Consider the following 22537-nt stretch of genomic DNA (forward strand, 5'->3'; position numbering starts at 1 on the left):
TCACATGGTCGACACAAAACTGAATCTCATTGCAGGAAACTGGACCGCTGGCACAAGCGAAGTTGAGAACCGGAACCCATCGGATCTGAGTGATCTTGTTGGTCTATTTGCGCAGGCATCTGCTGATCAGCTGGAAGCGACCTTGGACCAGGCACGCATTGCTCAGGCGGAATGGGCTGCTTATGGCATTGAGCGTAAATACAACGTGCTGAATGCGATTGGAACTGAGATGATGGCGCGTGCCGAGGAACTTGGCACTCTGCTTTCTCGTGAAGAAGGTAAACCTCTCGCAGAAGGTAAGGGCGAAGTCTACCGTGCGGGCCAGTTCTTTACCTACTATGCCGCTGAAACACTGCGTCAGATCGGTGAAAACGCAGATTCAGTGCGGGATGGTATCGAGGTTGATGTCCGTCGGGAAGCTGTTGGCGTTGTTGCGATCATCTCTCCGTGGAACTTCCCAACAGCAACGGCTTCCTGGAAGATTGCTCCAGCTCTTGCATTTGGAAATGCTGTTGTCTGGAAACCGGCAAATTTGACGCCTGCTTCTGCTGTCGCTCTGGCAGAGATTATTGAGCGGCAAGACATACCCAAAGGCCTCTTCTCACTGGTCATGGGCTCTGGTCGCGACATTGGTCAACGTTTGGTTGAAAGCCCAAAGGTCGATGCGATTTCCTTCACGGGTTCTGTTCCGGTTGGCCGCGGCATTGCATCAGCAGCTGTTCAGAATTTCACACGTGTTCAGATGGAAATGGGCTCCAAAAATGCTCTTGCAGTCATGGATGATGCCGACCTTGATCTGGCTGTATCTTTAGCAATCGGAGGGGCGTTTGGCGGAACCGGGCAGAAGTGCACCGCTTCTTCCCGTCTGGTTGTCCACGAAGCCATTCATGATGCGTTTGTTGAGAAGCTCATTGCTGGCACAAAAGCCATGAAGGTTGGCCATGCATTGCAGAGGGGAACTCAGATTGGTCCGGTCGTTTCTGAACAACAACTCAACGAAAATCTGGCTTATGTTGAGCTTGGTAAGTCCGAAGGTGCTGAGCTCGCATGTGGTGGGCAGCGTCTGGAGATGCCGACACAGGGTTTCTATATGTCTCCCGGTGTCTTCCTGAACTCGAATAATTCCATGAAAATCAACCGTGAAGAGATGTTTGCACCATTGGCGGCAGTCATCAAGGTTGGCAGTTATGATGAAGCGCTCGCGACCGTCAATGACACCAATTTCGGACTGACATCAGGCATCGTGACGCAAAACCTTGCAAGGGCAACCCATTTCCGCAGAAACGCGCGTACTGGGTGTGTGATGGTTAATCTGCCGACAGCTGGTACTGACTATCACGTTCCATTTGGTGGTCGTGGAGACAGCTCGTATGGCCCACGAGAGCAGGGCTCCCACGCGAAGGATTTCTACACCATCGTCAAAACCTCCTACATCTCATCCGGAGTTCCTGTGTGATGTGGATCGACAATCTTCAATATGCCAACTGGTCTGAGAAAATCTTTCGGCAAATGCGGGCAGGGGGATTAGACGCTGTTCATGTAACGATCGCGTATCATGAGAATTTTCGCGAGACAGTTCTCAATTTTGAGCAGTGGAACCGCTGGTTTGAGCAATACTCTGACCTCATTATGCCCGCTTATGTGGCCGCTGATATTGATGTTGCACGCGAAACCAACCGCACAGCAATCCTCTTTGGTTTCCAAAACCCAAGCCCGATTGAAGATGATATCGGCCTCGTTGAGATTGTGCACCGCCTTGGTGCACGATTTATGCAGCTGACATACAACAACCAGTCGTTGCTTGCCACAGGTTGCTATGAAGCTGAAGATACCGGCCTTACCCGGATGGGCAAACAGGTTGTGAGGGAGATGAACCGGGTCGGGCTTGTCGTGGATATGAGCCATTCTGCTGATCGGTCGACGATTGAGGCTGCGGATTACTCTGAAAGGCCAATCGCAATCACGCATGCCAATCCGTTTGATTGGGCACCTGCGCTGCGTAACAAGAAAGATGATGTTATTCAGGCCGTTGTGCAAAATGGCGGAATGCTGGGCTTCTCGCTTTACCCGCATCACCTCAAAGACAAATCGGCGTGCACGCTTGAAAGCTTCTGCACGATGATTGCGCGGACTGCAGAGAAGTTTGGTGCACAGCATTTAGGCATAGGCTCTGACCTTTGCCAGGACCAGCCAGATAGCATCGTGGAATGGATGCGCATGGGGCGTTGGACAAAAGAGACGGATTACGGTGAGGGCTCGGCGAGTGCACCGGGTTTTCCGCCAATGCCTACATGGTTCGAGAGCAACAAAGATTTTGGCAACCTTGAAAGTGGTTTGCGAACTGTCGGTTTCAATGAGGAGGAAACTGCGGGGATCATGGGCCGAAATTGGTACTGCTTTTATGAAAGCAGTTTTCACGCAGCACCAGCCGAAAAGAGGCTGCTTAACTCACCCCCATTGGAGTTGAAGAAGAACTGTTCAGCCTAACTGAACATGCTGCATTGCCGTCACCAGGGAGGGAAACATGACGGACATTACCAAGCAATCTGTAGAGGAAACGAACGATACCAATTTGCCGCTGCTTGCGATTACAGGTGGCTTTATCGTGCTCTTCTGCTTAGTCGCACTCATCAATCTCGATGTATTATCGGCATTTGTTGATTGGGGCTTCAATATTTCAGCAACATACTTTGGCTTGTTTTGGCAGATGCTGCTTCTGTCAACGTTTCTATTGGGCTTGATCCTTTGTGTATTGCCGGGCGGCAAGGCAATTATGGGCAACCTGGCAAAGCCAGAGTTTACGGTCTTCCAGTGGGGCGCAATGATCATGTGCACCCTGCTAGCAGGTGGCGGTGTCTTCTGGGCTGCGGGTGAGCCAATGGCGCACTTCCTGTCATCGCCTCCACTGTTTGGCGCAGAAGCCGGCACGGATGCTGCCGTGGATGCAGCCATGGCCCAAAGCTTTATGCATTGGGGCTTTTTGGCCTGGGCGATTCTTGGCTCTTTGAGTACCGTGATGCTGATGCATTATCACTATGAAAAAGGATTGCCACTCGCACCGCGGACCTTGCTTTACCCAGTGTTTGGCGACAAAGCGATCAACGGTCCAATTGGTCTCATAGCGGATGCGTCAAGTATCATTGCTGTGGTTGCTGGAACCGTGGGTCCGATTGGCTTCCTCGGGTTGCAAGTCAGTTACGGTCTGAGTGATCTGTTTGGCATTCCAGATGGGTTTACAACACAAGCTGTTGTGATCGCTGGCCTGGTCGCGCTCTATACGATTTCAGCCATCTCCGGTCTTTCCAGAGGTATCCAGCTTCTGAGCCGCCTGAATGTCATTCTGGCTGCCGGTCTGCTGCTTTTCGTCTTGCTCGCTGGCCCAACAGCCTTCATCTTCAACAGCTTCTTCTCAGGCTTTGCAACATATCTTGGCAACTTCTTCGGCATGGCGCTTTACCGCGGCGAAGCTGGTGTCTTTGGTGAGCCGGGTTGGCTTGGCTGGTGGACTGTGTTCTTCTGGGGCTGGTTCATGGGATACGGCCCGTTGATGGCAATGTTCATCGCGCGTGTCTCTCGTGGCAGATCCATTCGCTCTATCGTGATCATGCTGTCCATTGTCGCGCCAATTGTCACAAACTTCTGGTTCACTATTGTTGGCGGTTCTGGGATTGCATTTGAACTTCAGCAGGCTGGGTCAATCGCGACTGCTTTTGAAGGTTTCAACCTTCCAGCTGCACTCTTGGCGATCACACAGCAGTTGCCGCTTGGCTTCTTTGTCTCAATCCTCTTCTTGGTTTTGACAACGATTTTCGTAGCGACAACAGGTGACTCCATGACCTACGTCATCTCTGTCACCATGTCCAAGAGCGGAACACCATCTATGGCAGTTCGTGTGTTCTGGGGCATTGCAATGGGTATGATGGCAATAATCCTGATTTCAGTAGGGTCTGGCGGCGTCTCAAAGTTGCAAAGCTTTATCGTCATCACCGCAGTACCAGTATCCTTGCTACTCATTCCGTCACTTTGGGATGCATTGCGCATCACAATAGCGAAAGGAAGAGACAGCTAAGCAAATTGCCCGAGCACATATTTCCAATATAGCTTGGGCAATTTAAGCTTCGGATTGTCCAGAGGATGAGATGATTATGAGTGTTTGCGAAACCGATGCAATCCAACTGCGTTCACCTGATAAGGTGATGAAGTTGAGCCGTCTCGGTTCAATCCATCAATCGCGCCTATCCTTCATGCGTATTCTTCTAAGACGCATGCAGAATGAAAATTGGCGATTTGACCGACCTGTCTTTGAAATGGATGAATGCGGTGTTGGACACGCTGTCTATTGCGCTCATGGTCCGGACCGAACCTACTCTCTTGTTGCCTTTTCGCATGATCTTCCAGCTGAGAAACGATCAGATCGCGTGATCGCGGATGCCTGGGACGCAACGTTCACTCTTTTTGACGGTATTCCAACCTCTGAGGATATTGAACGTCTTTCTCGCAACGTACCTTTGCAAGAGGCTGGGCGCATTTGTGAGACAGAACTATCACTGTCACGCGCCAACCGTTCGGCGCGATTGTGGGAGCACATTGTAACGGCTCTGGCAAAGGGAGAGCAGCCGGATCTCCAAAAGATCGAAGCCGTCGGCTATCTCATGCGTACCACAGCCGTTTATGGGTCAGGCAAGTTTGGGGCGGCGGATCGCGAAATGATCGCGGACCGTCTTGAGTTTCAAAGTCCGTTCCAGGTGGAGATGCTTTCCGTCTTTCTGACACGTGCTTTTGTGCGCGACCTTGTCGAGTATATGGCGCGAATGAAGGGGGGAGAAAAAGCTGTAAAGTTGGATCCTGCTATCGCCCGTTCTATGGGCATCGGAAATTCAACTGGCCTCGGAATGGCGCCATTTCTGCTCAATCACCCTGTACTGTTTAACAACTGGATTGCCGCGCGGGAACAAGCGGCTGCACGCGTACGTGCACTCCCTCAGGCAAGTGAACAAGAGATTGAACTCTTTCGTGAGTTGTTGGCGCGCAGCATTTTATTGACTGCGTCCTGGACAACGGACCATCAGATCCAATCTGAAAAGACTGATGGGCTCAAGCGTGACCTTGTATCGTTGCAGCAGCAGGCCGAAAACATCTCTGATGCAAGTGATCACCCTTGGAACCAGCTAAATACCTGGGCAGAAAAGGAACTGTCTCTGGAAGGGCAGGAGTGCCTGACTTCCTTGATGCTGGAGCCTTATGGCGCACTTGTTGATGATCTCGCAAACACCATGGCCGCCGACAACACGCCAACATTCCGCATTGCTGGAGCGATGACACTTCAGGATCTACGGGAAGTCCTTGAACGGGTCTATGGTTGGGCATTGGAAATTGATTGGAGTGATCAGCAGAACAAAGCAAAGGCCTGGTATGTCTCAGAGGAGAAGCTGGAGCCACGTCTGGGTGAACGCTTTGAAGAGCCGATTGAAGAATACGAGCAACCTTTAGCGCCCGGACGAGATGCAGCTGCGCTTTATCATGCTCTGGGCCACTGGCCAGAAGACAAAAACATCGCTCAGTTTCTGTTGAGGCATCCTGAATACCGTCACATCGTTCGCCGCGCTCAGATTGTCAATCAGGCACCCTATGCTGAAATCCGCGACAATACGATTGCAAGCGATGTTCTGCCGATCGATATGCTGAGATGTAAACTCGCCTTTTTCGGCGCAGTGCAATTCGATCCGCGCTCTGATCGTTGGGTACGCATCAACATGTATGCAAACGCGCCTTATCCGGAGGAGTTGGCGTTACAATCTGATGATTTCTGGGTCTATCCAGCACTGCGTAAAGGCAACTAGATGAGTTATTCTCTCAATGAAATCGAAGCGATGTGCAAGTGTGCTTCTCGTGGTGCAGGGTTGCCATGGGGCTTATGTGAGGAGGCTGCCAAAGGAACGCGCTGGCTTGCCTCTTTTGGATTTCCTGGGCCAGACTTGCTTGTCTCACTCTTAGAGCTGAACGACAGATTACCAGCAGTTGACCTGTCACCGGTGGCACTTCAGGGTATTTGGCGCGCTCCGGCAGGCAGGCTAAGCCCGCTCATTGCGGGCGCCGCGATGAGCGATTGTGCGATCAAAATGGAGCTGGGCAACATCATAACAATGCTGGAAGTTGATTACCCATTGCTGGTCGTCCCTTTTGCATCTGGTGCAGCCTTGCGTCTTGGCCAGCCAGTTGCTGTGGAATGGGAAGGCACGCGCATGGTCACCAATGGCAAGGAACTCTGTGTTCAGGGCAACTCGGAGGCGATTTTATCCTCCCATGCCAAACGGGTTGAATGTTCTGCTCCGGCACAAATGCTCTCGCAAAGCAAACCTATCCATAGAGCGGTTGTTGGGGATGCATGTTGGGCCCGGCTTGGGGTATTTGCACAGCGAACTTTCGCCCCGGCGACAGAAGCATCCCGCCTGCGTGGCGCTGGTGCTGGCCTGACAGACAACGACTGATCAGCAGCCGCTCTTCAATCTCAAGATTAAGAAAACCGATGGAAGAGGTCAGGTGTTTGCATGAACACGCTGACTGATGAAAACTGGAGTAAAAATGAGCTCAGAACTCAAAAAACTAGGCGGTTCAAAGCGCTTTTCTGCCATAGCAATTCACAATGATGTTGTTCACTTGGCAGGTCAGGTGTCTCAGCTGGTTGAGGGTGACATCACCGAACAGTCAAAAGATGTTTTTGCAAAAGTTGACAGCTTGCTTGCTGAGGCAGGGACAACTCGTGAAAACGTATTTTCCGTCCAGATCTGGCTGGCAGACATGCGTGAATATGATGGGATGAATAACGTCTGGGATGAGTGGGTCGCTGATCTCAACGCAGCCCCAACACGAGTTTGTGTCGAGGCCCGCATGGCAAAACCTCACTACAAAATCGAGGTTCTGGTGCTCGCAGCGCTTTAACTGACTTGCAAGGTTGATCAGTAGACAGTCAGGCCTACTGATCAATTATATCAATAGGCTTATTACGTGCACCTTGTAGATTTGCCATCATCAACTAAAAGATGAGTTCTACATTGCGTAAGTGGGTATCACATATTCAAAATAGCAAAATGTTGATGGTGAAATTTGGTTTAATGGATATGAGCCCGACGTAATGCTGCCACTGCTATCAGATCTCAGTTACCATTGAAGGTAAGCACCTCACCCTTTTAGTAAGCAACGGTCCGTTTTTGTGAGACATGAACGGAGCATTTGTTCAAAGCGACTTAGAGTTGAAATTTCGCTATGTCCTTGGTTACCCTGAGATAATGCGAATGGCGGCTAATGGTCAGTAATCGCATATCGTCGCAAAAACTACCGCTGAAGGCATCGCGTAAGCGTGTCTTAACCTGTGATCGAGCTAGCTAAAAGTCGGCTTTTGGGCTGCTTTTTGAGAGCAGGATTCCTTTCGTTCTAGTCGTTACTAAGTGAACTTGTTTCAGCAAAGTCATTCCTCAGTTTGCGCTAGTCTACAGTGGTGTCCGTGATTGTTAGGTTAGGAGATCCAATGGGGGAGATTGCAGCGTATGATCTGACGCTTGTCGAAGGGCATTTCTTCAAAGATGCTTTCGGAGGATTACTGTTTGATCGAGATGAAGTGAGTGAAGCAATCTATGACGCAAGCGTGGTTGCATCAGTTTATGATTGGACACTCGAGGGCATCTGTTCTTATTTTTCCAATCTCTCGCCTAGTTGTTGGCCTGTAACAACTGACCTTCGAACTTTAACTCAGCACCATAAGAAAACAGTTCTTCCAGAGTGGCTGGATGATCATGGGTTGATGGAAATCCTTGAGAGCGGCAAGGCTCCCCGGAGAGCTGAGGAAAAAGCTAGCAATTCAGCTAATTTTTGAAACGTATCTAACTCTGATATCAGCACTGCAGAGTGGTGAACTCATAGCGAAAGGACGTGAGAGTGCCTAGCTGAAGCGGTTGATGTGCCTGCCTCTCTCTGGTCTTCTGAGTTCTCCTATGTCTCGCTGCGGCGAAATGAACTCTTGCGTATTGACGGTGATGAGAGACAGGTGCTGGCCGAAGATCTGACGATATTTGTGGCTCAAAACACCAAGAGAAAGCGCAAGTCTAGACCTGATAGCAAAGGCCGTTTTGTTGAGGGTGAAGTCATACGTTTTCTGCAATCTCTTGCAGATCGACCTTGGCAAAGAAGAGACAGCATCGAGAAGGAAGCATTACAGCTTTTTCCAGGATTAAGTGGTCGACATTTTGAGAGACTTTGGGCTTTACACGCTCCTAAAGACCGCACGAAACCGGGGCCAAGATCCGCGCGCTCTTCAAATCGCTAAATCAGATCACCCGCACTGAATAATCGTGTCGCCTATTTTTGTCGGTGGAATCCAACCAGCATTTCCTCGTCGCAAATGAGAGGAGATGATGGTTATGAGGACGGAACTAAACAGCGCTGAGAACGCTTTGATTACGGAAGCGGCTGCAGCGGACTATCTCGGGATTTCTATTCGAACCATTCAGGCTTGGCGGGTACGTGGCGGTGGGCCAAACTACGTCAAGCTTGGCAAGGCGGTGAGGTATCGGCCTTCCGATATTCAGGTCTGGATTGAAGCTCATTTGACCAGCTCCACGAGTGAAGCGGAGGTACGGTTATGAGACGACGCTTTAAGCCAAAACCTCGGATTGCCTTTCAGCGTGTTGCCAGATCTGCTTTGCTGCATGGGGATACGATCTGTCGGCGGTGGTTGCCAGGTGGTAAGCTCTCAGGCTCTGAGTATACGGTCAAGAATCCGCGTCGCATGGATCGGCGGGCTGGTTCTTTCAAGATCAACATTGATACCGGACTGTGGTGTGACTTCGCCACCGGCGAGGGTGGTCGAGACTTTATCAGCCTTGGGGCCTATCTGTTCTCACTCTCTCAAAAGCAAGTAGCCTGTAATCTGGCGGATATGATTGGAGTGGATGCTTATGAGTGATCCGTTTGCTCCAATCAAAACAGATCAAGCAACCAAATCCAACCGAACGCAACCGGGCAAGGTGATTGTTAATCCGGTGCCAGATGAGGCACCGGAGCCGCCTGCCTTTCATCCTAAGCTTGGAGTGCCGTCATATCGATGGACTTACCGAGACGTGAGCGGTGCAGTGCTTGGTTATATCTGCCGGTTTGATATTGAAGGTGAGGGCAAAAACTTTCGGCCTTTGTGTCTGTTTCGAGTTGAGAAGAAGCTTCGGTGGCGGTGGGAGACCTGGCCGCAACCGAGGCCACTTTATGGTTTGGACCTCCTGGCGAACGCTCCAGATGCACCTGTCGTCATTGTAGAAGGGGAGAAGGCTGCAGATGCTGCGCGGCAATTGCTACTGCAACATGTTTGTATCAGCTCATCTGGTGGTTCCAATGCAGCTAAAAAGGTGGATTGGTCAGCCCTTTATGGGCGAGATGTAGTCATCTGGCCGGATGCTGATGAAGCAGGTGGAAGGTTTGCTGGAGAAGTGAAGGCCTGCCTTGAAGATGTGGGCGTTGGATCTGTTGTGGTGCTGGATGTGCCGGAGGGTGTTCCCAAAGGTTGGGATGCTGCTGATGCTTTGAGTGATGGCTGGACCTGTGAGCAAGCTGATACCTTTGTTTGCTCCGTGAGTGGGGCCAAACCTTCAGATGGTGAAGATCAAGAGGAGGCAGAACCAAAACGGCCTGCATCTCGTTCAAGCTTGCTTGCTGTTGCGGACAGGATTGAGCTTTGGCATTCACCGCAGAAGGAAGCTTTTGCCACGCTGAATATCAACGGCCACCAAGAGCATTGGGCTGTTGGTAGTACGCGCTTCAAGCATTGGCTTGTTGGGCGATACTATGAGGAAACCGGTGCTGCTGTTTCTTCTCAAGTGCTCAGTGATGCGCTGCGGGTGTTTGAAGTCCGCGCTATAGAGCAGGGGGCTTGTTATGAGCCCTTCTTGCGGACCGGTTGGACGCAAGATGTGAGCTGGCTGGATTTAGGCGATGAAAGCTGGCGGGCAGTTCGTATCACGCGAGATGGTTGGGAGGTGGTTGATAATCCGCCAGTGAAGTTCATTCGCAAACCAACCATGACCGCTCTTCCGGAACCGTGCAAAGGGCAGATGATTGAAGAGATGCGGCATCTCATCAATTCAGAGGATGAAGATTACAAGCTTATCATTGCCTGGTTGATTGCTTCGCTGTGGGGGCGGAGCAACAGCTATCCGGTTCTGGCACTTGGAGGAGAACAGGGCAGTGGTAAGAGCACTATGGCGCGGTTGCTGCGTTCTCTGAGTGATCCTTGTGCGGTGGCAGCATCGTCCTTGCCTAAGGATGAGCGGGACCTGATGGTGATGGCGCAGAACGGACATGTGCTGAACTTCGATAATGTCTCCAAAATGGAAAACTGGCTTTCGGATGCGATCTGCCGGATGGCGACGGGAAGCGGGTTTATCTCTCGCAAGCTGCACACGGATGGGGATGCCTACTGGTTCCATGGCTCACGGCCTGTTCTCTTGAATGGCATTCCCACGCTTACAGAACGAGCTGACTTAGCTGAGCGCGCCCTTTCTGTTCGCCTCAAGAGGATTGATGAGGCAGGTCGTCAGCCGGAGGATCTGTTCTGGCAAGAGTGGGAGCATCTTAAGCCGGGAATGTTGGGAGCCTTGTTGGATGGCTTGAGTACTGCAATCCGCAACATTGATCAGGTGCATTTGGAGCGCCATCCACGTATGGCGGACTTTGCACGGCTCATGGTGGCTGCATCTTCTGGACTTGGCTGGGAAGATATGGAGTTTCTGGAGGCTTATGAAAACAACCGGCGTGGAACGATAGAAGCCGTGTTTGAAGGTGATCCTGTAGCCGTCGCGATTCATGAGTTTGTGATGGGGCAACATGGTGGTGAAAACTGGATGGGGACAGCTACTGAGCTTTATGGTGAGCTCATTAATCTCGTGAGTGATCAAATCAGGTCGTCGCGCTTCTGGCCACAAAAGGTGAATGCGTTTGGCAATGCGGTAGATCGGGCTGCGCCTCTGCTGAGGTCGAAGCGGATACAAGTGACTAAGAAGGCAACTGGGTCAAAGCGGTTGATCTATCTAGATGTGATATAGCGCCTTCCTCTTTCAAGCATCGCGGGTCCTTCTCAGGCTTTTGCCTGCCTACGGGTAGTTCGAGACCACGGCACAAGCGCCTATGTGGTTTTCGCGAGGGCTTGGTGTTGAGGTTCTTGTTGTTGTTCTCCCTTTTTAGCCCCGCTAATCCCATGGATTTGTGGAGGAATTCAGTTTCCTTGCATTGACACCTTGCGTTGTTCATCGCATGGTCAGCTTGAGGCGTCAGAACCTTGTTTGCTTAGCGGTCACCGCAGTCGTTACTTCGCGGTCTATTTGTGTTTGGGGGTATGTCTTCAAGCGCAAACTCTCGCTTATGGGCGGGAGGGCGGTGAATACAATACCCTTTGCGGGGGAATAAACCCGCCTGTCTAAGCCAGGTTCTGAACCTCCCGCTCGCCAGTGGGCCATCAGAAGCCTTCTGCTGAGTGGTTCTTCAACTACTTGCTTAGAGGGTTTTTAGATGACTGATACTGGAAAAGAGAAATGTGCCCATACGTCCCTTCGCAATGAAGTGGATCAGCTTCACCTCACAGCCAACCACCTCAAAAATCTAGTTTATTCCATGAGTGTGGTTCTGAGTGAACGCATGGAGCACACGCAGGAATATGAAGCGTTGCTGACGCTGTTTGATACTGTGCGCAATCACATTGAAGATGTGCAGGGAAGTAGCGAGAAGATTTCCGAGCTGCTCGAACCTTGCGCGCTGGAAGTCTCCAAAGACTAAAAATACGGAATGAAGAGAGGCTTTGCCTCTCATGGAATATTCTGGCTTGGGAAGCGTGAAGCTTCTCAGGCCTTTTTTGTTTGCCTGTTCATAAATATATAAATGCTCTTTCAGATAGATCCGGATGAAGGACAATCTCTGCAACACTCCTGTCTCATAGTACGATCCGCGATATAATCTCATCAGACACCAAATTGCAAAGGGTAAACAAATTGACTTCCTTTTCACGGAAACGACCAAGTCATTTTAGCGTCTATCGTGATGCTGCCTTTCTGTCTAAGTGTCGTGAGGAAGACGCGCTTGATTGGCTCAAAAGCCGTACCATCAACGATCCGTCACCCTTCGGAAACCCATTGACACCACCTGAGAGCTTAGCTCTCGAAACTATCCTTTTCCGACGCAACTTGCCTCTGATCGACCTCGCCCTTGCCCAATTTGGAAGATCAAGAACAGTGCTTGTCCGCGTCTACCAACGAGCAGATGCATCCACTCGGATAGTCGCCTGCGGAAACCCTTCACTGTTTGAGGGCGAGTCGGTGAGTGAATGCTGGTCAGATATATACGACGACGACACTCTGATTTGGAAGATCATCAGGAATGGTTCGCTTGGCGAACTGCGGGCTATTTGTGAGAACCCTCACTTAGAGGATGCTTTCTACTGTCGACTCGTCAGTTTGTGGGGTGGTAAAGGAAACCCAGAGGTTGCTCCTGAGTATCGCTTACCGGATGACCGTTTCCAACATGTCCTGTTGTTTCTGAGTGCAAACCGGCGCATCACGACACCGTGCGAGGATAACGAGAATTTCGCCAGTGATGTTCCGGGTGTCGAATATGCTTACGAAAGCGTATTCTATAAGTGTTGGGACCTCGCGGAGCTCATTCCGACTGATGTCAATTGGGCACATGCCTTATCGAAACTTTACACTCGCCTGCCTCGTGCGGGGCATACTTATGACGATGTAGAGTCTGTCTTGAGACGATGGCGTCCAAGCGGTGACAGTAAAATTGGGAGATATTGGTACGAAAGCATTCGAAAAGAAATCGCCGCGAAATTCGTAGAGCCGTCTATTGTTACTCTGAACAGTGATGATCCAGCGATACGCGACGCCTTCTATTGCACTTTCGATCCTGAGATCAGCTATTACGGTAATGCCGCCTGGGTTGATGTTGACTGGTTGGAATGGCTGGAACGTGACGATTTTTGTAATGTCGCTCTCCTGAGCAATATCAAGATTTGGCGATCTCCAAGAGGGCGCGATAAGTTGCAGGATGCTTTAAGGGATAATGCTGAGTCTGGTCGGGATCCCGACTGGCTTATTTACTTCTCCCTCTCCCACCGTATGGAGGAGTACCGCAAGACGAACCCAGAGTGGTTCAAGAACGAAGAAGAGCAGGATTTATTTGAGTATGAAGAAGAGAAAGAGGAAGAGGGGCAGAATCGTATTGATCAACTAGAACAGTCGATCTCTGATTTGGTCAAAGCGTTTGAGATGCGACGTGGTCATGATGCAATCTGGTTTCTCGTCGCGGCGTTTATCGGATCGTTGATTGGGGCGCTGATCTGGTAAGTTTTATGAATTGCAATCCGCGATGTAGATCTTTGATAATGAAACACAAGATCTGAGCCACAACGCAAATCATCATAATCGCGGTAGTTTGCTATTATCAAGCCCATTCAAGATCGGTTTTCGTGGTGGGCGGAATGAGCTTACAAAAGTAAGTCGTTGCAATAACCCCAATCAGTTCCATCTCAGTGGATTGTAGCTTTCTGTGAGCAGAAGTATGTCAGAAGCTATAACCTAAAGATTCTAATTTCTACAAGTCGTGCTTGCTCCCTTTTCAGGTTGATCGGCAGGTATGGTCACCTCGCGACATGCAGCGCTCGCGAATGTCTGCAACCTCATTGAAAGCTGCAAAGGAACTCCAAGTGAGGCTCCCCGAATTATCCAATAGCAAAAATCAATCAGGTTTGGAGAATGGCTGAGTATGTGAGGGGGGAAGTTTGAAACAACTAATGACGATTTGCTGACAACTCTTGAGAGTTAAAACCTCGCAGAATGCCTAGCGTCTGACGGCTAGTGACGGCATTCACAGCTTTTCCAGTATTAAGTTGAAAGAGTATTTGGAGGGGGTAGGAGGGGCGAAATCCTGCTTACCAAAACGCCCATTTGCTTACCATTTGCTGACAAAAGCCGGAAAAGCAAAAAGCCTCCCGAGGGAGGCTTTGGAATTTCCTTGATAAATCAAGGAGAAGAGTGGTGCCGGCAGCAGGGATCGAACCCGCGACCCCCTGATTACAAGTCAGGTGCTCTACCATCTGAGCTATACCGGCGTCGTCTTCGTTGGAGGGGTATTTACGGGCGCTGGCGGGGTTTGTAAATACCGAAAATGCAAAAATTTGGAAGAATTCACAGGGGAACGAATTTTTTGGGTGAATTCGGGGTTGATCTGGTTGTTTTGGGGTTTCTTTTCCACATGCGGAGGATGCAGCCTATTGATATTGATAGAAAATTTCTTGGTTTGCGCGTCTGCGTTGTTTTGTGCGTTCGTTTGAAAGGTATTGGGAATTTCTGCGTTCCTATGGGGTGGTGGCCGGAAAACACTGGCGGATTAAAGGAGCGTTGGCTTTGTCGGTTTGGGTGTGAGTTGTGCTTCTTTATTCCCCTTGGCGACAGCTGGATGATGGAAGGGGAGTGGAGCCGATGAGTTTCCGCTTCGGTGAATTTCGAAAGTGAGAAGCATACATATTCACTGAGTGTCAGTTTTGCTTTTGTTGGGGTCCTGGCAGCTGTTGCTTTTGGTGCTGCTTGCGGGCTTGTGATGAGGTTGTTCGTATGAGTGGGCGTTTTGGGTTACAGGTCTTTTGAGCAGCGTTCTTTGTTCGGTAGTCGGGGCGTCTGCCAGAATGTGGAAGCTTTGGTTGTTGGGTGAGGAGACTTCGCTTGGCGCGAAAGGTGTCCTGTTGGGGAGCCGAAGGGTGTTCCAGTGAAGTTCAGGACTTTGCAGATGCAACAGGATAGGTACCGACCATAACTGCTTTCTGGGTTACCTGTGGCTCATGCTGGCTGGAATAGTCTTGCTGTTTGTTGGCGTGACAAGCTGAGTGTCGTGATGCGAGCTATCAGTGATGCCCTCTAGGTGGATCCTGTCCTATGTTGAACTGGAGCATCAAGAAACAGCCGCAATATAAAATGCTGTCTTTTGTGAGCTGATCCGGTTGCTGCTTAGCTAGCAGGACAAGTGAGCTGTGCCTGCAGCATGAAAGGGGAGCAACGGTTGCTGCCTACACATTACAATTCCTATCTGCGGGCTAAGAATACTGGTTTGGCTATCGTTGAGGGGTGAGCAAGGCTTTGCACAGGATGCAAGGTTTTGAGACTTAACTTTGGCTTCAGCTTGAGATGTGCCATGCGCATATGTTTGTAAGGTTCTTGTTCAACAAGAGAGTTGAATGCGGATTGTGGTGCTGGAAGATGAAAGAGGTATCGCTCAGCAAATTGAAAAGGCCTTAGTGGCTGCTGCGTTTTCGGTAGATCAGCGTGGATGTGTTGAAGATGCGCGAATGCTCATGAACTCTGAGATGTTTGACGTGTTAATTGCTGATCGAATGTTGCCGGATGGAGATGCGATTGAAGATCGTATTGATGGGTTGGAGGCTGGAGCGGATGATTATCTGATCAAGCGCTTTGCGATGTCTGGGCTTGTTGCAAGAATGCGAGCTTTGTTGCGCCGGCCAGGCTCCGTGTTTGGTAAAACTGAAACGGTCGGCAGTCTTTCCTATAACTTTAAATCTCGAACAACCACGGTCAACGCGGTGGCCTTGCCCTTGCCAAGGCATGAATTGCTGGTTCTTGAGGGCTGATCAGCAACCGTGGGCACGTTGTGACCAAAGACGATCTCTTGAGCAAAATCTATGGGCTGGAGATTTCTGTGTCCAACACTATACCGGCCCATGTTCACAATCTTCGGCGCAAGTTCAAACGTGAGCGCTCAATGAGCCAGACCTGCCTTTGATGTGTTCGCTCGTCGATACTGCTGGCTGTTTTTCGGCAATGATTGGGAAGATGAAGCGGAGTAAGAAGGCTCTGCATTGGTGTTATTTGTGTAAGACGCATACTTGAAGATCTGACTATCACACCGCGCATCATGGAGGTGGCGCTACTCAGATAAACTCAACTAACTGGCAAAATTTCAGCCTCATGGTCAGCCCGATGCGAGAACAGTAGCGTATTGGAAAGCTATCTCCGCATCGGCTTCGTGCCATAGGCTTTGTTTATAAGGTTAGTGAAATATGCGTATTAGTTTTGGTAGGTTGTTCAAACCGCACGAAACTCACCAGGGAGTAAGTAATCCTGTCACGAGTGCGCAGCTTCAAAAAAAGATTGCCTCTGACTTTGCTAAGAAGCCAGAAGGCTGGCATCCTCAGATTTGCTATAATTTTGCTCTGAAAGTGGGCGTGCTTGAAGGAAAAATCCCAAACCATTTGAAGCAGGAAATCATGAGCGGAGCAAAAGTAGGTGGTTACCCGCTTGGCTTCTCTGATAAAATGGGCATCACTGCTTCAAACACGCAGAAATATTTTGACCATACAAAGATAACCGGGTCAGGCATCATCAACTTCATCGATGATCAGGTCGGTGCGGTCGTACACACTGCCTATCTGCAAAAAGAGGATGGCGGCAGTGTTCATATCTACCATGCTAATTGCATGACACTAGATATGGCTTTGCTCGGTGATGCCCCAGACGTTCCTAAGGTTGGCTGCGTTACGCATTACGAAGTGAGTGATCACTATACTCAGAATCGTTTTCAACGCTGGCTGGATGGGGGCTATAGCTTCAAATTTACGCCTGCGTCCAAGCTGTCTATATAAGGTGGATCCCAACAAAGATGGGTACATAACCCGCTATAGAATTTTTGCTTCATGCGGTTTGTGGTTGCTACTTGAGACGCGACACTTGTTTGAGTTTAAAGCTGTTCGCTTTTAGCTGAAACGCATGAACTGCTTAGTTTTTGTTTTTGCGTGACTTTATCTGAAACCAGTTTCCCCTTTTAGGGATACGCTGTAGGTGCAGACCCGGAGGCTGTCGGTTAGGACAGCCCCATTTTCATGCGGGCGACGTAGAGGGACAGGATCGCTGCGTTGGAGACGTTGAGGGATTTGATCTCTCCCGGCATGTCCAAGCGGGCGAGGGCGTCGCAGTTTTTGCGGACGCCTTCGCGGACACCTTTTCCTTCCGAGCCGAGGACCAGCAGGGTCTTATCCGTGAATGTTGTATTTTCGACGGAGTTCGGGCCTTCGCTGTCCAATGCGATTGCCTGATAGCCTTTATCTCTCATTTCATCGACAAAACGAGACATGTTCGGGACGCGGACGTGTTTGATCATATCCAGCGCGCCACTTGCTGTTTTGGCAAGGACCGGGCCTTCTTCAGGTGCGTGACGGCGGGTGGTGACAACAGCGTCAGCACTCAAAGCGACAGCGGAGCGGAGGATTGCGCCGACATTGTGCGGATCGGTGACCTGATCGAGTGCCAGAACGAGTTGACCGTCCTGGAGTTCTTCCGGTCCATATTCAGGAAGGGCATCTACCAGCAGTGCAGCGCCCTGATGGACGGCATCTTTGCCAACCAGCTTGTCGATGTCGCGGGGGCTGGCTTCTTCAACCGGAACATCAATCTTCAGATTACGCTCTTCCAGCCGCCGTAATGCGTTTTGCGTTATGAGGAGTTTGTGGCGAGTGCGTTCCGGGTTTCTAAAGGCGGCTTCAATGGTGTGAAGTCCATATATATAGAAAGGACCGTCTTCAGCAGCTGATTTCTTCAGCCAGGGCTTGCCCTTTGAAAATCCACCAGACGGTTTTCCATCGGGCCGGCTTTTCTTATGGGGGCGATCATTGCCTCGCTCTGGGCTTTGCTCAGGGCTCCAGCGGTTGCCGCCTGCGCTCTTTTGTTTTTTAAAGTTGCTCATAGCCTCTCGATACTCCGGTGATGTTTTCGCTTCAAGGGAATAAAGAGGGGAGACTAAACATTCCTTTTTTGCTGCTTATATAAAAAGAGCAGGTCCAGTGAATTTGAGAGGGTGTTCATGTGTGGAATCTTTTCACTTTCCCAAAAAAAGAATTTGCACCAAAATTGCCGGGTTTGGTGTGAAGAGCTGTGATTTAGCAAGGTCATACGTAGATTCCGTCGGTTAGTTCTCCGACAAAAAAGGGGGAAAACTAACTGCCTTGTTGATTTTGCACAGGCACATGCAAAAGAGGCGTTGACAGATGGCGTTCTCAGCGGCATAAACCGCGCCACAGGACGCGGCGCAACTGCTTAGCGGTTAAGCGGCGTGTTTGGCAAAACGAGTTTCAAAAAGTTCTCTTTTAGAGGATTTTGGTCGATCTCGGAGGAGTGCCCGAGTGGCTAAAGGGGGCGGACTGTAAATCCGCTGGCTATGCCTACGTTGGTTCGAATCCAACCTCCTCCACCATCGACTTGAAATTGGTAATGCGGGTGTAGCTCAATGGTAGAGCAGCAGCCTTCCAAGCTGAATACGAGGGTTCGATTCCCTTCACCCGCTCCAATCTCTTCTCGCTCTTTGCTGGAGGTGTCCTAACAGAATCCTTGGGGTCTTTTATTGGCTTCAAGCCTTGATCGACGGAACTACGATTAAATAGAGAGCTACGCCCATGGCGAAGGAAAAATTTGAACGTAATAAGCCGCACGTCAACATCGGCACAATCGGCCACGTTGATCACGGCAAAACTACGCTGACTGCTGCGATTACTAAATCTTTTGGTGATTTTAAAGCATACGACGAAATTGACGGTGCTCCTGAAGAGCGCGCACGTGGTATCACTATCTCCACTGCGCACGTTGAGTATGAGACCGAAAATCGTCACTACGCACACGTTGACTGCCCAGGCCACGCTGATTATGTGAAAAACATGATTACTGGTGCTGCGCAGATGGACGGCGCGATCCTCGTTGTTAACGCTGCAGACGGCCCAATGCCTCAGACCCGTGAGCACATCCTGCTCGCTCGTCAGGTTGGTGTGCCTGCTCTGGTTGTCTTCATGAACAAAGTTGACCAGGTTGACGACGAAGAGCTGCTTGAACTCGTAGAAATGGAAGTTCGTGAACTTCTTTCTTCCTACGAATTCCCAGGCGATGATATTCCAATCATTGCTGGTTCTGCACTTGCTGCTCTTGAAGACCGCGATGACGCGATCGGTAAAGACAAAATTGTAGAGCTGATGGCTGCAGTTGACGACTATATCCCAACTCCTGACCGTCCACGCGATCTGCCATTCCTGATGCCGATCGAAGACGTGTTCTCTATCTCTGGCCGTGGTACTGTTGTAACCGGTCGTGTAGAGCGTGGCATCGTTCACGTTGGTGACGAAGTTGAGATCGTTGGCGTTAAAGACACATCTAAGACCACTGTTACTGGTGTTGAAATTTTCCGCAGTCTGCTCGACCAGGGCGAAGCTGGCGACAACATCGGTGCATTGATCCGTTGTGTTGGTCGTGAAGATGTTGAGCGTGGCCAGGTTCTTTGTAAACCAGGTTCCGTTACTCCTCACACYAAGTTYAARGCTGAGGCATACATCCTCACCAAGGAAGAGGGTGGACGTCACACTCCATTCTTCACCAACTACCGTCCGCAGTTCTACTTCCGTACGACTGACGTGACTGGTGTTGTTTCTCTGCCAGAAGGCACAGAAATGGTGATGCCTGGTGATAACGTTGCTGTTTCAGTTGAACTTATCGTACCAATCGCTATGGAAGATGGTCTGCGCTTCGCTATCCGTGAAGGCGGTCGTACCGTCGGCGCTGGTGTTGTAGCTGAAATCATCGAATAAGAATTGAGTTCGAACTGCGGTTTGATCTTGTGTTAAACCGCAGTTGCCTTGCTCAGTTAAGGATTAGTCATGAACGGTCAGAATATACGGATCCGCCTGAAGGCGTTTGATCACCGTGTTCTTGACGCTTCCACTAAGGAAATCGTGAACACGGCGAAACGGACCGGCGCACAAGTGCGTGGACCAGTTCCGTTGCCGACGCGGATTGAGAAGTACACAGTACTTCGCGGACCGCATGTTGATAAAAAGAGCCGTGATCAGTTCGAAATGCGCACTCATAAGCGTCTTTTGGACATCGTCGACCCAACACCACAGACAGTAGATGCTTTGATGAAGCTCGACCTGGCTGCTGGCGTTGATGTCGAGATCAAGCTCTAAGTGCGGCAAGGGGACACAGTAATGCGTTCTGGAGTGATCGCACAGAAGGTGGGTATGACCCGTATCTATAACGCGGCAGGCGAACACGTGCCCGTTACAGTACTGCGTCTAGACAACTGTCAAGTTGTTGCTCACCGGACGGCAGACAAGAACGGCTACACTGCGCTTCAGTTGGGCGTAGGTGCGGCAAAAGTTAAGAACACGAACCGCGCGATGCGTGGCCACTTTGCAGTTGCAAAAGTTGAGCCTAAGCGCAAACTCGCTGAGTTCCGTGTTTCTGAAGAGAACTTGATCGAAGTTGGTGCTGAGCTTACAGCTGACCACTTCCTTAACGGTCAGTTCGTGGATGTAACCGGCACCTCTATCGGTAAGGGCTTTGCTGGTGCGATGAAGCGTCACAACTTCGGTGGTGGTCGCGCTTCTCATGGTGTGTCTGTTTCACACCGTGCGCACGGTTCTACCGGTCAGTGTCAGGATCCAGGTAAGGTGTTTAAAGGCAAGAAAATGGCCGGACACCTCGGTGCTGAACGCGTAACCACTCAGAACCTGAAAGTTGTACGTACTGACGTAGAACGTGGTCTGATCATGGTTGAAGGTTCTGTACCTGGCTCTAAAGGCGGTTGGATCCTGGTTCGTGATGCAATTAAGAAGGCTCTGCCAGAGAACGTTCCTGTACCAGGTGCATTCCGTCAGAACTCTGCTATTGCAGCGGCTGAAGCCGGGAAGGAAGGTGAGTGATGGAACTCGAGGTTAAAACCCTCGGCGGTAACGCAGCGGGTTCGATCACAGTGTCTGACGAGATCTTTGGTCTCGAGCCACGTATCGACCTAATCCAGCGTGTTGTTCGCTGGCAGCTTGCAAAGCGCCAGGCTGGTACTCATAAAACTTTGGGTCGTTCCGAAGTTAATGGTACCACCAAAAAATTCGTACGCCAGAAAGGTTCTGGCGGCGCACGTCACGGTAACCGTAAAGCACCTCAGTTCCGTGGTGGTGGTAGGGCATTTGGTCCAGTTGTGCGTGAGCACGCTCATGAGCTTCCTAAAAAAGTTCGTGTTCTGGGTCTGAAGCATGCTCTGTCTGCAAAAGCAGCTTCTGGCAACCTTGTTGTTGTTGAAGATGCGAAATCAGCAGAAGCCAAAACCAAGGCTCTGAAGGACCAGCTCGGTTCTCTCGGATTGAACAGTGCGTTGTTCGTGGACGGTTCTGAAGTAGATGCAAACTTCGGTTTGGCTACTCGTAACATTCCACTCGTAGATGTACTGCCGGTACAAGGTATCAACGTTTACGACATTCTTCGTCGTGATACGCTGGTCCTGACCAAAGCGGCAGTTGCAGCTTTGGAGGAGCGCTTCTAATGAGCAAGCTCGTTCACTACGACAAAATCGTATCTCCGGTGATCACCGAGAAAGCTACTTTTGCCTCTGAAGAGAATAAGGTTGTTTTCAAGGTTGCTCTCACTGCAACAAAACCGGAAATCAAAGCAGCTGTTGAAGCTCTGTTTGGCGTAAAAGTCAAAGCAGTCAACACTTTGGTTCGCAAGGGTAAAACCAAGCGCTTCAAAGGTGTTGTCGGCAAACAGAACGACTTCAAAAAAGCTGTGGTCACTCTGGAAGATGGTCAGTCCATCGACGTGACGACCGGTCTGTAAGGGGTAGGACAAAATGGCACTTAAGACATTTAATCCGACATCTCCTGGCCGTCGTCAGCTGGTCCAGGTAGACCGTTCTGATCTTTGGAAAGGCAAGCCAGTCAAGAAATTGACTGAAGGTCTGTCCAAGTCCGGTGGTCGTAACAACCACGGTCGTAAGACTGCGAACAACATTGGTGGTGGTCACAAACGTACCTACCGCCTGATCGACTTCAAGCGTCGTAAATTCGACGTTGTCGGTACTGTTGAGCGTCTGGAATACGATCCAAACCGCACCGCTTTCATCGCTCTCATCACTTATGATGATGGCGAGCAGGCATACATCCTTGCACCACAGCGTCTTGCTGCTGGCGATAAGGTTGTAGCTGGTGAAGCTGTGGATATTAAGCCAGGCAACGCTATGCCTCTGGCTTCTATTCCAGTGGGTACCATCATCCACAACATCGAGATGAAGCCAGGCAAAGGCGCGCAGATTGCTCGCTCAGCTGGTGCTTACGCTCAGATCGTTGGTCGTGATGCTGGTTACACAGTCATCCGTCTGCTTTCCGGTGAACAGCGTCGCGTTCTTGGCACCTGTATGGCTACCGTTGGTGCGGTATCCAACCAGGACCACGCGAACATCAACCTTGGTAAGGCTGGTCGTTCCCGTTGGCTGGGTCGTCGCCCACACGTTCGTGGTGTTGCGATGAACCCTGTCGATCACCCACATGGTGGTGGTGAAGGTCGCACCTCCGGTGGACGTCATCCGGTTACCCCTTGGGGCAAGCCGACCAAAGGCAAGCGCACACGCAGTAACAAGTCCAGCGATAAGTTTATCGTTCGGTCTCGTCACGCGCGTAAGAAGTAAG

At 50.5% G+C, this 22537-nt stretch carries 23 protein-coding genes and 3 tRNA genes; 24 read left to right on the plus strand and 2 right to left on the minus strand.

Annotation, left to right across the window (positions count from 1 at the left end):
• The first annotated feature begins 4 nt into the window (after positions 1–4).
• From DHN43_RS08755 to DHN43_RS08815, 13 genes are all read left to right on the plus strand, one after another.
• Positions 5–1456 (plus strand): aldehyde dehydrogenase family protein, encoded by a 1452-nt coding sequence (locus DHN43_RS08755; protein WP_108818346.1) that lies wholly within the window; start codon positions 5–7, stop codon positions 1454–1456.
• Positions 1456–2487: a membrane dipeptidase gene (locus DHN43_RS08760; RefSeq protein WP_108818347.1), complete on the plus strand. Its 1032-nt coding sequence runs from the start codon at positions 1456–1458 to the stop codon at positions 2485–2487. Before DHN43_RS08755 ends, DHN43_RS08760 begins: the two co-directional genes overlap by 1 nt.
• Before the next feature lie 37 nt (positions 2488–2524).
• The gene (locus tag DHN43_RS08765; protein ID WP_108818348.1) at positions 2525–4069 is read left to right on the plus strand and encodes a BCCT family transporter; all 1545 of its coding nucleotides are present in this window, start codon (positions 2525–2527) and stop codon (positions 4067–4069) included.
• A 76-nt stretch (positions 4070–4145) separates the two neighbouring features.
• Positions 4146–5840 (plus strand): hypothetical protein, encoded by a 1695-nt coding sequence (locus DHN43_RS08770; RefSeq protein WP_244306671.1) that lies wholly within the window; start codon positions 4146–4148, stop codon positions 5838–5840.
• Positions 5841–6488, plus strand: a complete 648-nt coding sequence (locus tag DHN43_RS08775) for a DUF3726 domain-containing protein (protein WP_108818350.1) — start codon at positions 5841–5843, stop codon at positions 6486–6488. It begins immediately after the preceding gene.
• Positions 6489–6582: 94 nt separating this feature from the next.
• Positions 6583–6939, plus strand: a complete 357-nt coding sequence (locus DHN43_RS08780) for a RidA family protein (RefSeq protein ID WP_057462235.1) — start codon at positions 6583–6585, stop codon at positions 6937–6939.
• A 586-nt stretch (positions 6940–7525) separates the two neighbouring features.
• Complete coding sequence (locus tag DHN43_RS08785) at positions 7526–7870, plus strand: hypothetical protein (RefSeq protein ID WP_108818351.1); 345 nt, start codon at positions 7526–7528, stop codon at positions 7868–7870.
• Positions 7871–8014: 144 nt separating this feature from the next.
• Positions 8015–8320 carry a hypothetical protein gene (locus DHN43_RS08790; RefSeq protein WP_159096797.1) on the plus strand — a complete coding sequence of 102 codons (306 nt, stop codon included), beginning with the start codon at positions 8015–8017 and terminating at the stop codon, positions 8318–8320.
• A 94-nt stretch (positions 8321–8414) separates the two neighbouring features.
• Positions 8415–8639: a helix-turn-helix transcriptional regulator gene (locus DHN43_RS08795; protein ID WP_199914789.1), complete on the plus strand. Its 225-nt coding sequence runs from the start codon at positions 8415–8417 to the stop codon at positions 8637–8639.
• Complete coding sequence (locus DHN43_RS08800) at positions 8636–8959, plus strand: hypothetical protein (protein ID WP_108818353.1); 324 nt, start codon at positions 8636–8638, stop codon at positions 8957–8959. The genes DHN43_RS08795 and DHN43_RS08800 overlap by 4 nt, the downstream gene beginning before the upstream one ends.
• Positions 8952–11084 carry a DUF6371 domain-containing protein gene (locus DHN43_RS08805; protein WP_108818354.1) on the plus strand — a complete coding sequence of 711 codons (2133 nt, stop codon included), beginning with the start codon at positions 8952–8954 and terminating at the stop codon, positions 11082–11084. The genes DHN43_RS08800 and DHN43_RS08805 overlap by 8 nt, the downstream gene beginning before the upstream one ends.
• Before the next feature lie 463 nt (positions 11085–11547).
• Positions 11548–11811 carry a hypothetical protein gene (locus DHN43_RS08810; RefSeq protein WP_014286557.1) on the plus strand — a complete coding sequence of 88 codons (264 nt, stop codon included), beginning with the start codon at positions 11548–11550 and terminating at the stop codon, positions 11809–11811.
• Positions 11812–12023: 212 nt separating this feature from the next.
• On the plus strand, positions 12024–13379 hold the full coding sequence (locus DHN43_RS08815) for a hypothetical protein (protein WP_159096799.1): 1356 nt from the start codon (positions 12024–12026) through the stop codon (positions 13377–13379).
• A gap of 688 nt (positions 13380–14067) precedes the next feature.
• On the opposite strand, the gene DHN43_RS08820 is transcribed toward DHN43_RS08815, so the two are convergent.
• Positions 14068–14143 (minus strand) — tRNA-Thr (locus DHN43_RS08820).
• A gap of 1119 nt (positions 14144–15262) precedes the next feature.
• On the opposite strand from DHN43_RS08820, the gene DHN43_RS27570 reads away from it, so the two are divergent.
• The 3 genes from DHN43_RS27570 to DHN43_RS08840 all read left to right on the plus strand — a co-directional run bounded on the left by DHN43_RS27570 (position 15263) and on the right by DHN43_RS08840 (position 16684).
• Positions 15263–15673 carry a response regulator transcription factor gene (locus tag DHN43_RS27570; RefSeq protein ID WP_108818357.1) on the plus strand — a complete coding sequence of 137 codons (411 nt, stop codon included), beginning with the start codon at positions 15263–15265 and terminating at the stop codon, positions 15671–15673.
• 20 nt (positions 15674–15693) lie between these two features.
• The gene (locus DHN43_RS27620; protein ID WP_159096800.1) at positions 15694–15825 is read left to right on the plus strand and encodes a hypothetical protein; all 132 of its coding nucleotides are present in this window, start codon (positions 15694–15696) and stop codon (positions 15823–15825) included.
• A gap of 277 nt (positions 15826–16102) precedes the next feature.
• The gene (locus tag DHN43_RS08840) at positions 16103–16684 is read left to right on the plus strand and encodes a hypothetical protein (protein ID WP_108818359.1); all 582 of its coding nucleotides are present in this window, start codon (positions 16103–16105) and stop codon (positions 16682–16684) included.
• A gap of 218 nt (positions 16685–16902) precedes the next feature.
• On the opposite strand, the gene DHN43_RS08845 is transcribed toward DHN43_RS08840, so the two are convergent.
• Positions 16903–17781 carry a TrmH family RNA methyltransferase gene (locus DHN43_RS08845; RefSeq protein ID WP_063304104.1) on the minus strand — a complete coding sequence of 293 codons (879 nt, stop codon included), beginning with the start codon at positions 17779–17781 and terminating at the stop codon, positions 16903–16905.
• Between the two features lie 422 nt (positions 17782–18203).
• On the opposite strand from DHN43_RS08845, the gene DHN43_RS08850 reads away from it, so the two are divergent.
• From DHN43_RS08850 to rplB, 8 genes are all read left to right on the plus strand, one after another.
• A tRNA-Tyr gene (locus tag DHN43_RS08850) sits at positions 18204–18288 on the plus strand.
• Positions 18289–18307: 19 nt separating this feature from the next.
• A tRNA-Gly gene (locus DHN43_RS08855) sits at positions 18308–18381 on the plus strand.
• A 106-nt stretch (positions 18382–18487) separates the two neighbouring features.
• Positions 18488–19663, plus strand: coding sequence for an elongation factor Tu (tuf, locus tag DHN43_RS08860; protein ID WP_108818360.1), 1176 nt, complete (start codon positions 18488–18490; stop codon positions 19661–19663).
• A gap of 69 nt (positions 19664–19732) precedes the next feature.
• Positions 19733–20041 carry a 30S ribosomal protein S10 gene (rpsJ, locus tag DHN43_RS08865; RefSeq protein ID WP_008547405.1) on the plus strand — a complete coding sequence of 103 codons (309 nt, stop codon included), beginning with the start codon at positions 19733–19735 and terminating at the stop codon, positions 20039–20041.
• Between the two features lie 21 nt (positions 20042–20062).
• On the plus strand, positions 20063–20779 hold the full coding sequence (gene rplC, locus DHN43_RS08870; RefSeq protein WP_057463439.1) for a 50S ribosomal protein L3: 717 nt from the start codon (positions 20063–20065) through the stop codon (positions 20777–20779).
• Positions 20779–21396: a 50S ribosomal protein L4 gene (gene rplD, locus DHN43_RS08875; RefSeq protein ID WP_057463438.1), complete on the plus strand. Its 618-nt coding sequence runs from the start codon at positions 20779–20781 to the stop codon at positions 21394–21396. The genes rplC and rplD overlap by 1 nt, the downstream gene beginning before the upstream one ends.
• Entirely contained in the window at positions 21396–21689 is a 294-nt protein-coding gene (locus DHN43_RS08880; RefSeq protein WP_057463437.1) for a 50S ribosomal protein L23, read from the plus strand. The genes rplD and DHN43_RS08880 overlap by 1 nt, the downstream gene beginning before the upstream one ends.
• A 13-nt stretch (positions 21690–21702) precedes the next feature.
• Positions 21703–22536, plus strand: coding sequence for a 50S ribosomal protein L2 (rplB, locus tag DHN43_RS08885; protein ID WP_057463436.1), 834 nt, complete (start codon positions 21703–21705; stop codon positions 22534–22536).
• Position 22537: the final 1 nt, after the last annotated feature.

This window comes from Pseudovibrio sp. Alg231-02 (genome assembly GCF_900143565.1).
GTDB lineage: Bacteria > Pseudomonadota > Alphaproteobacteria > Rhizobiales > Stappiaceae > Pseudovibrio.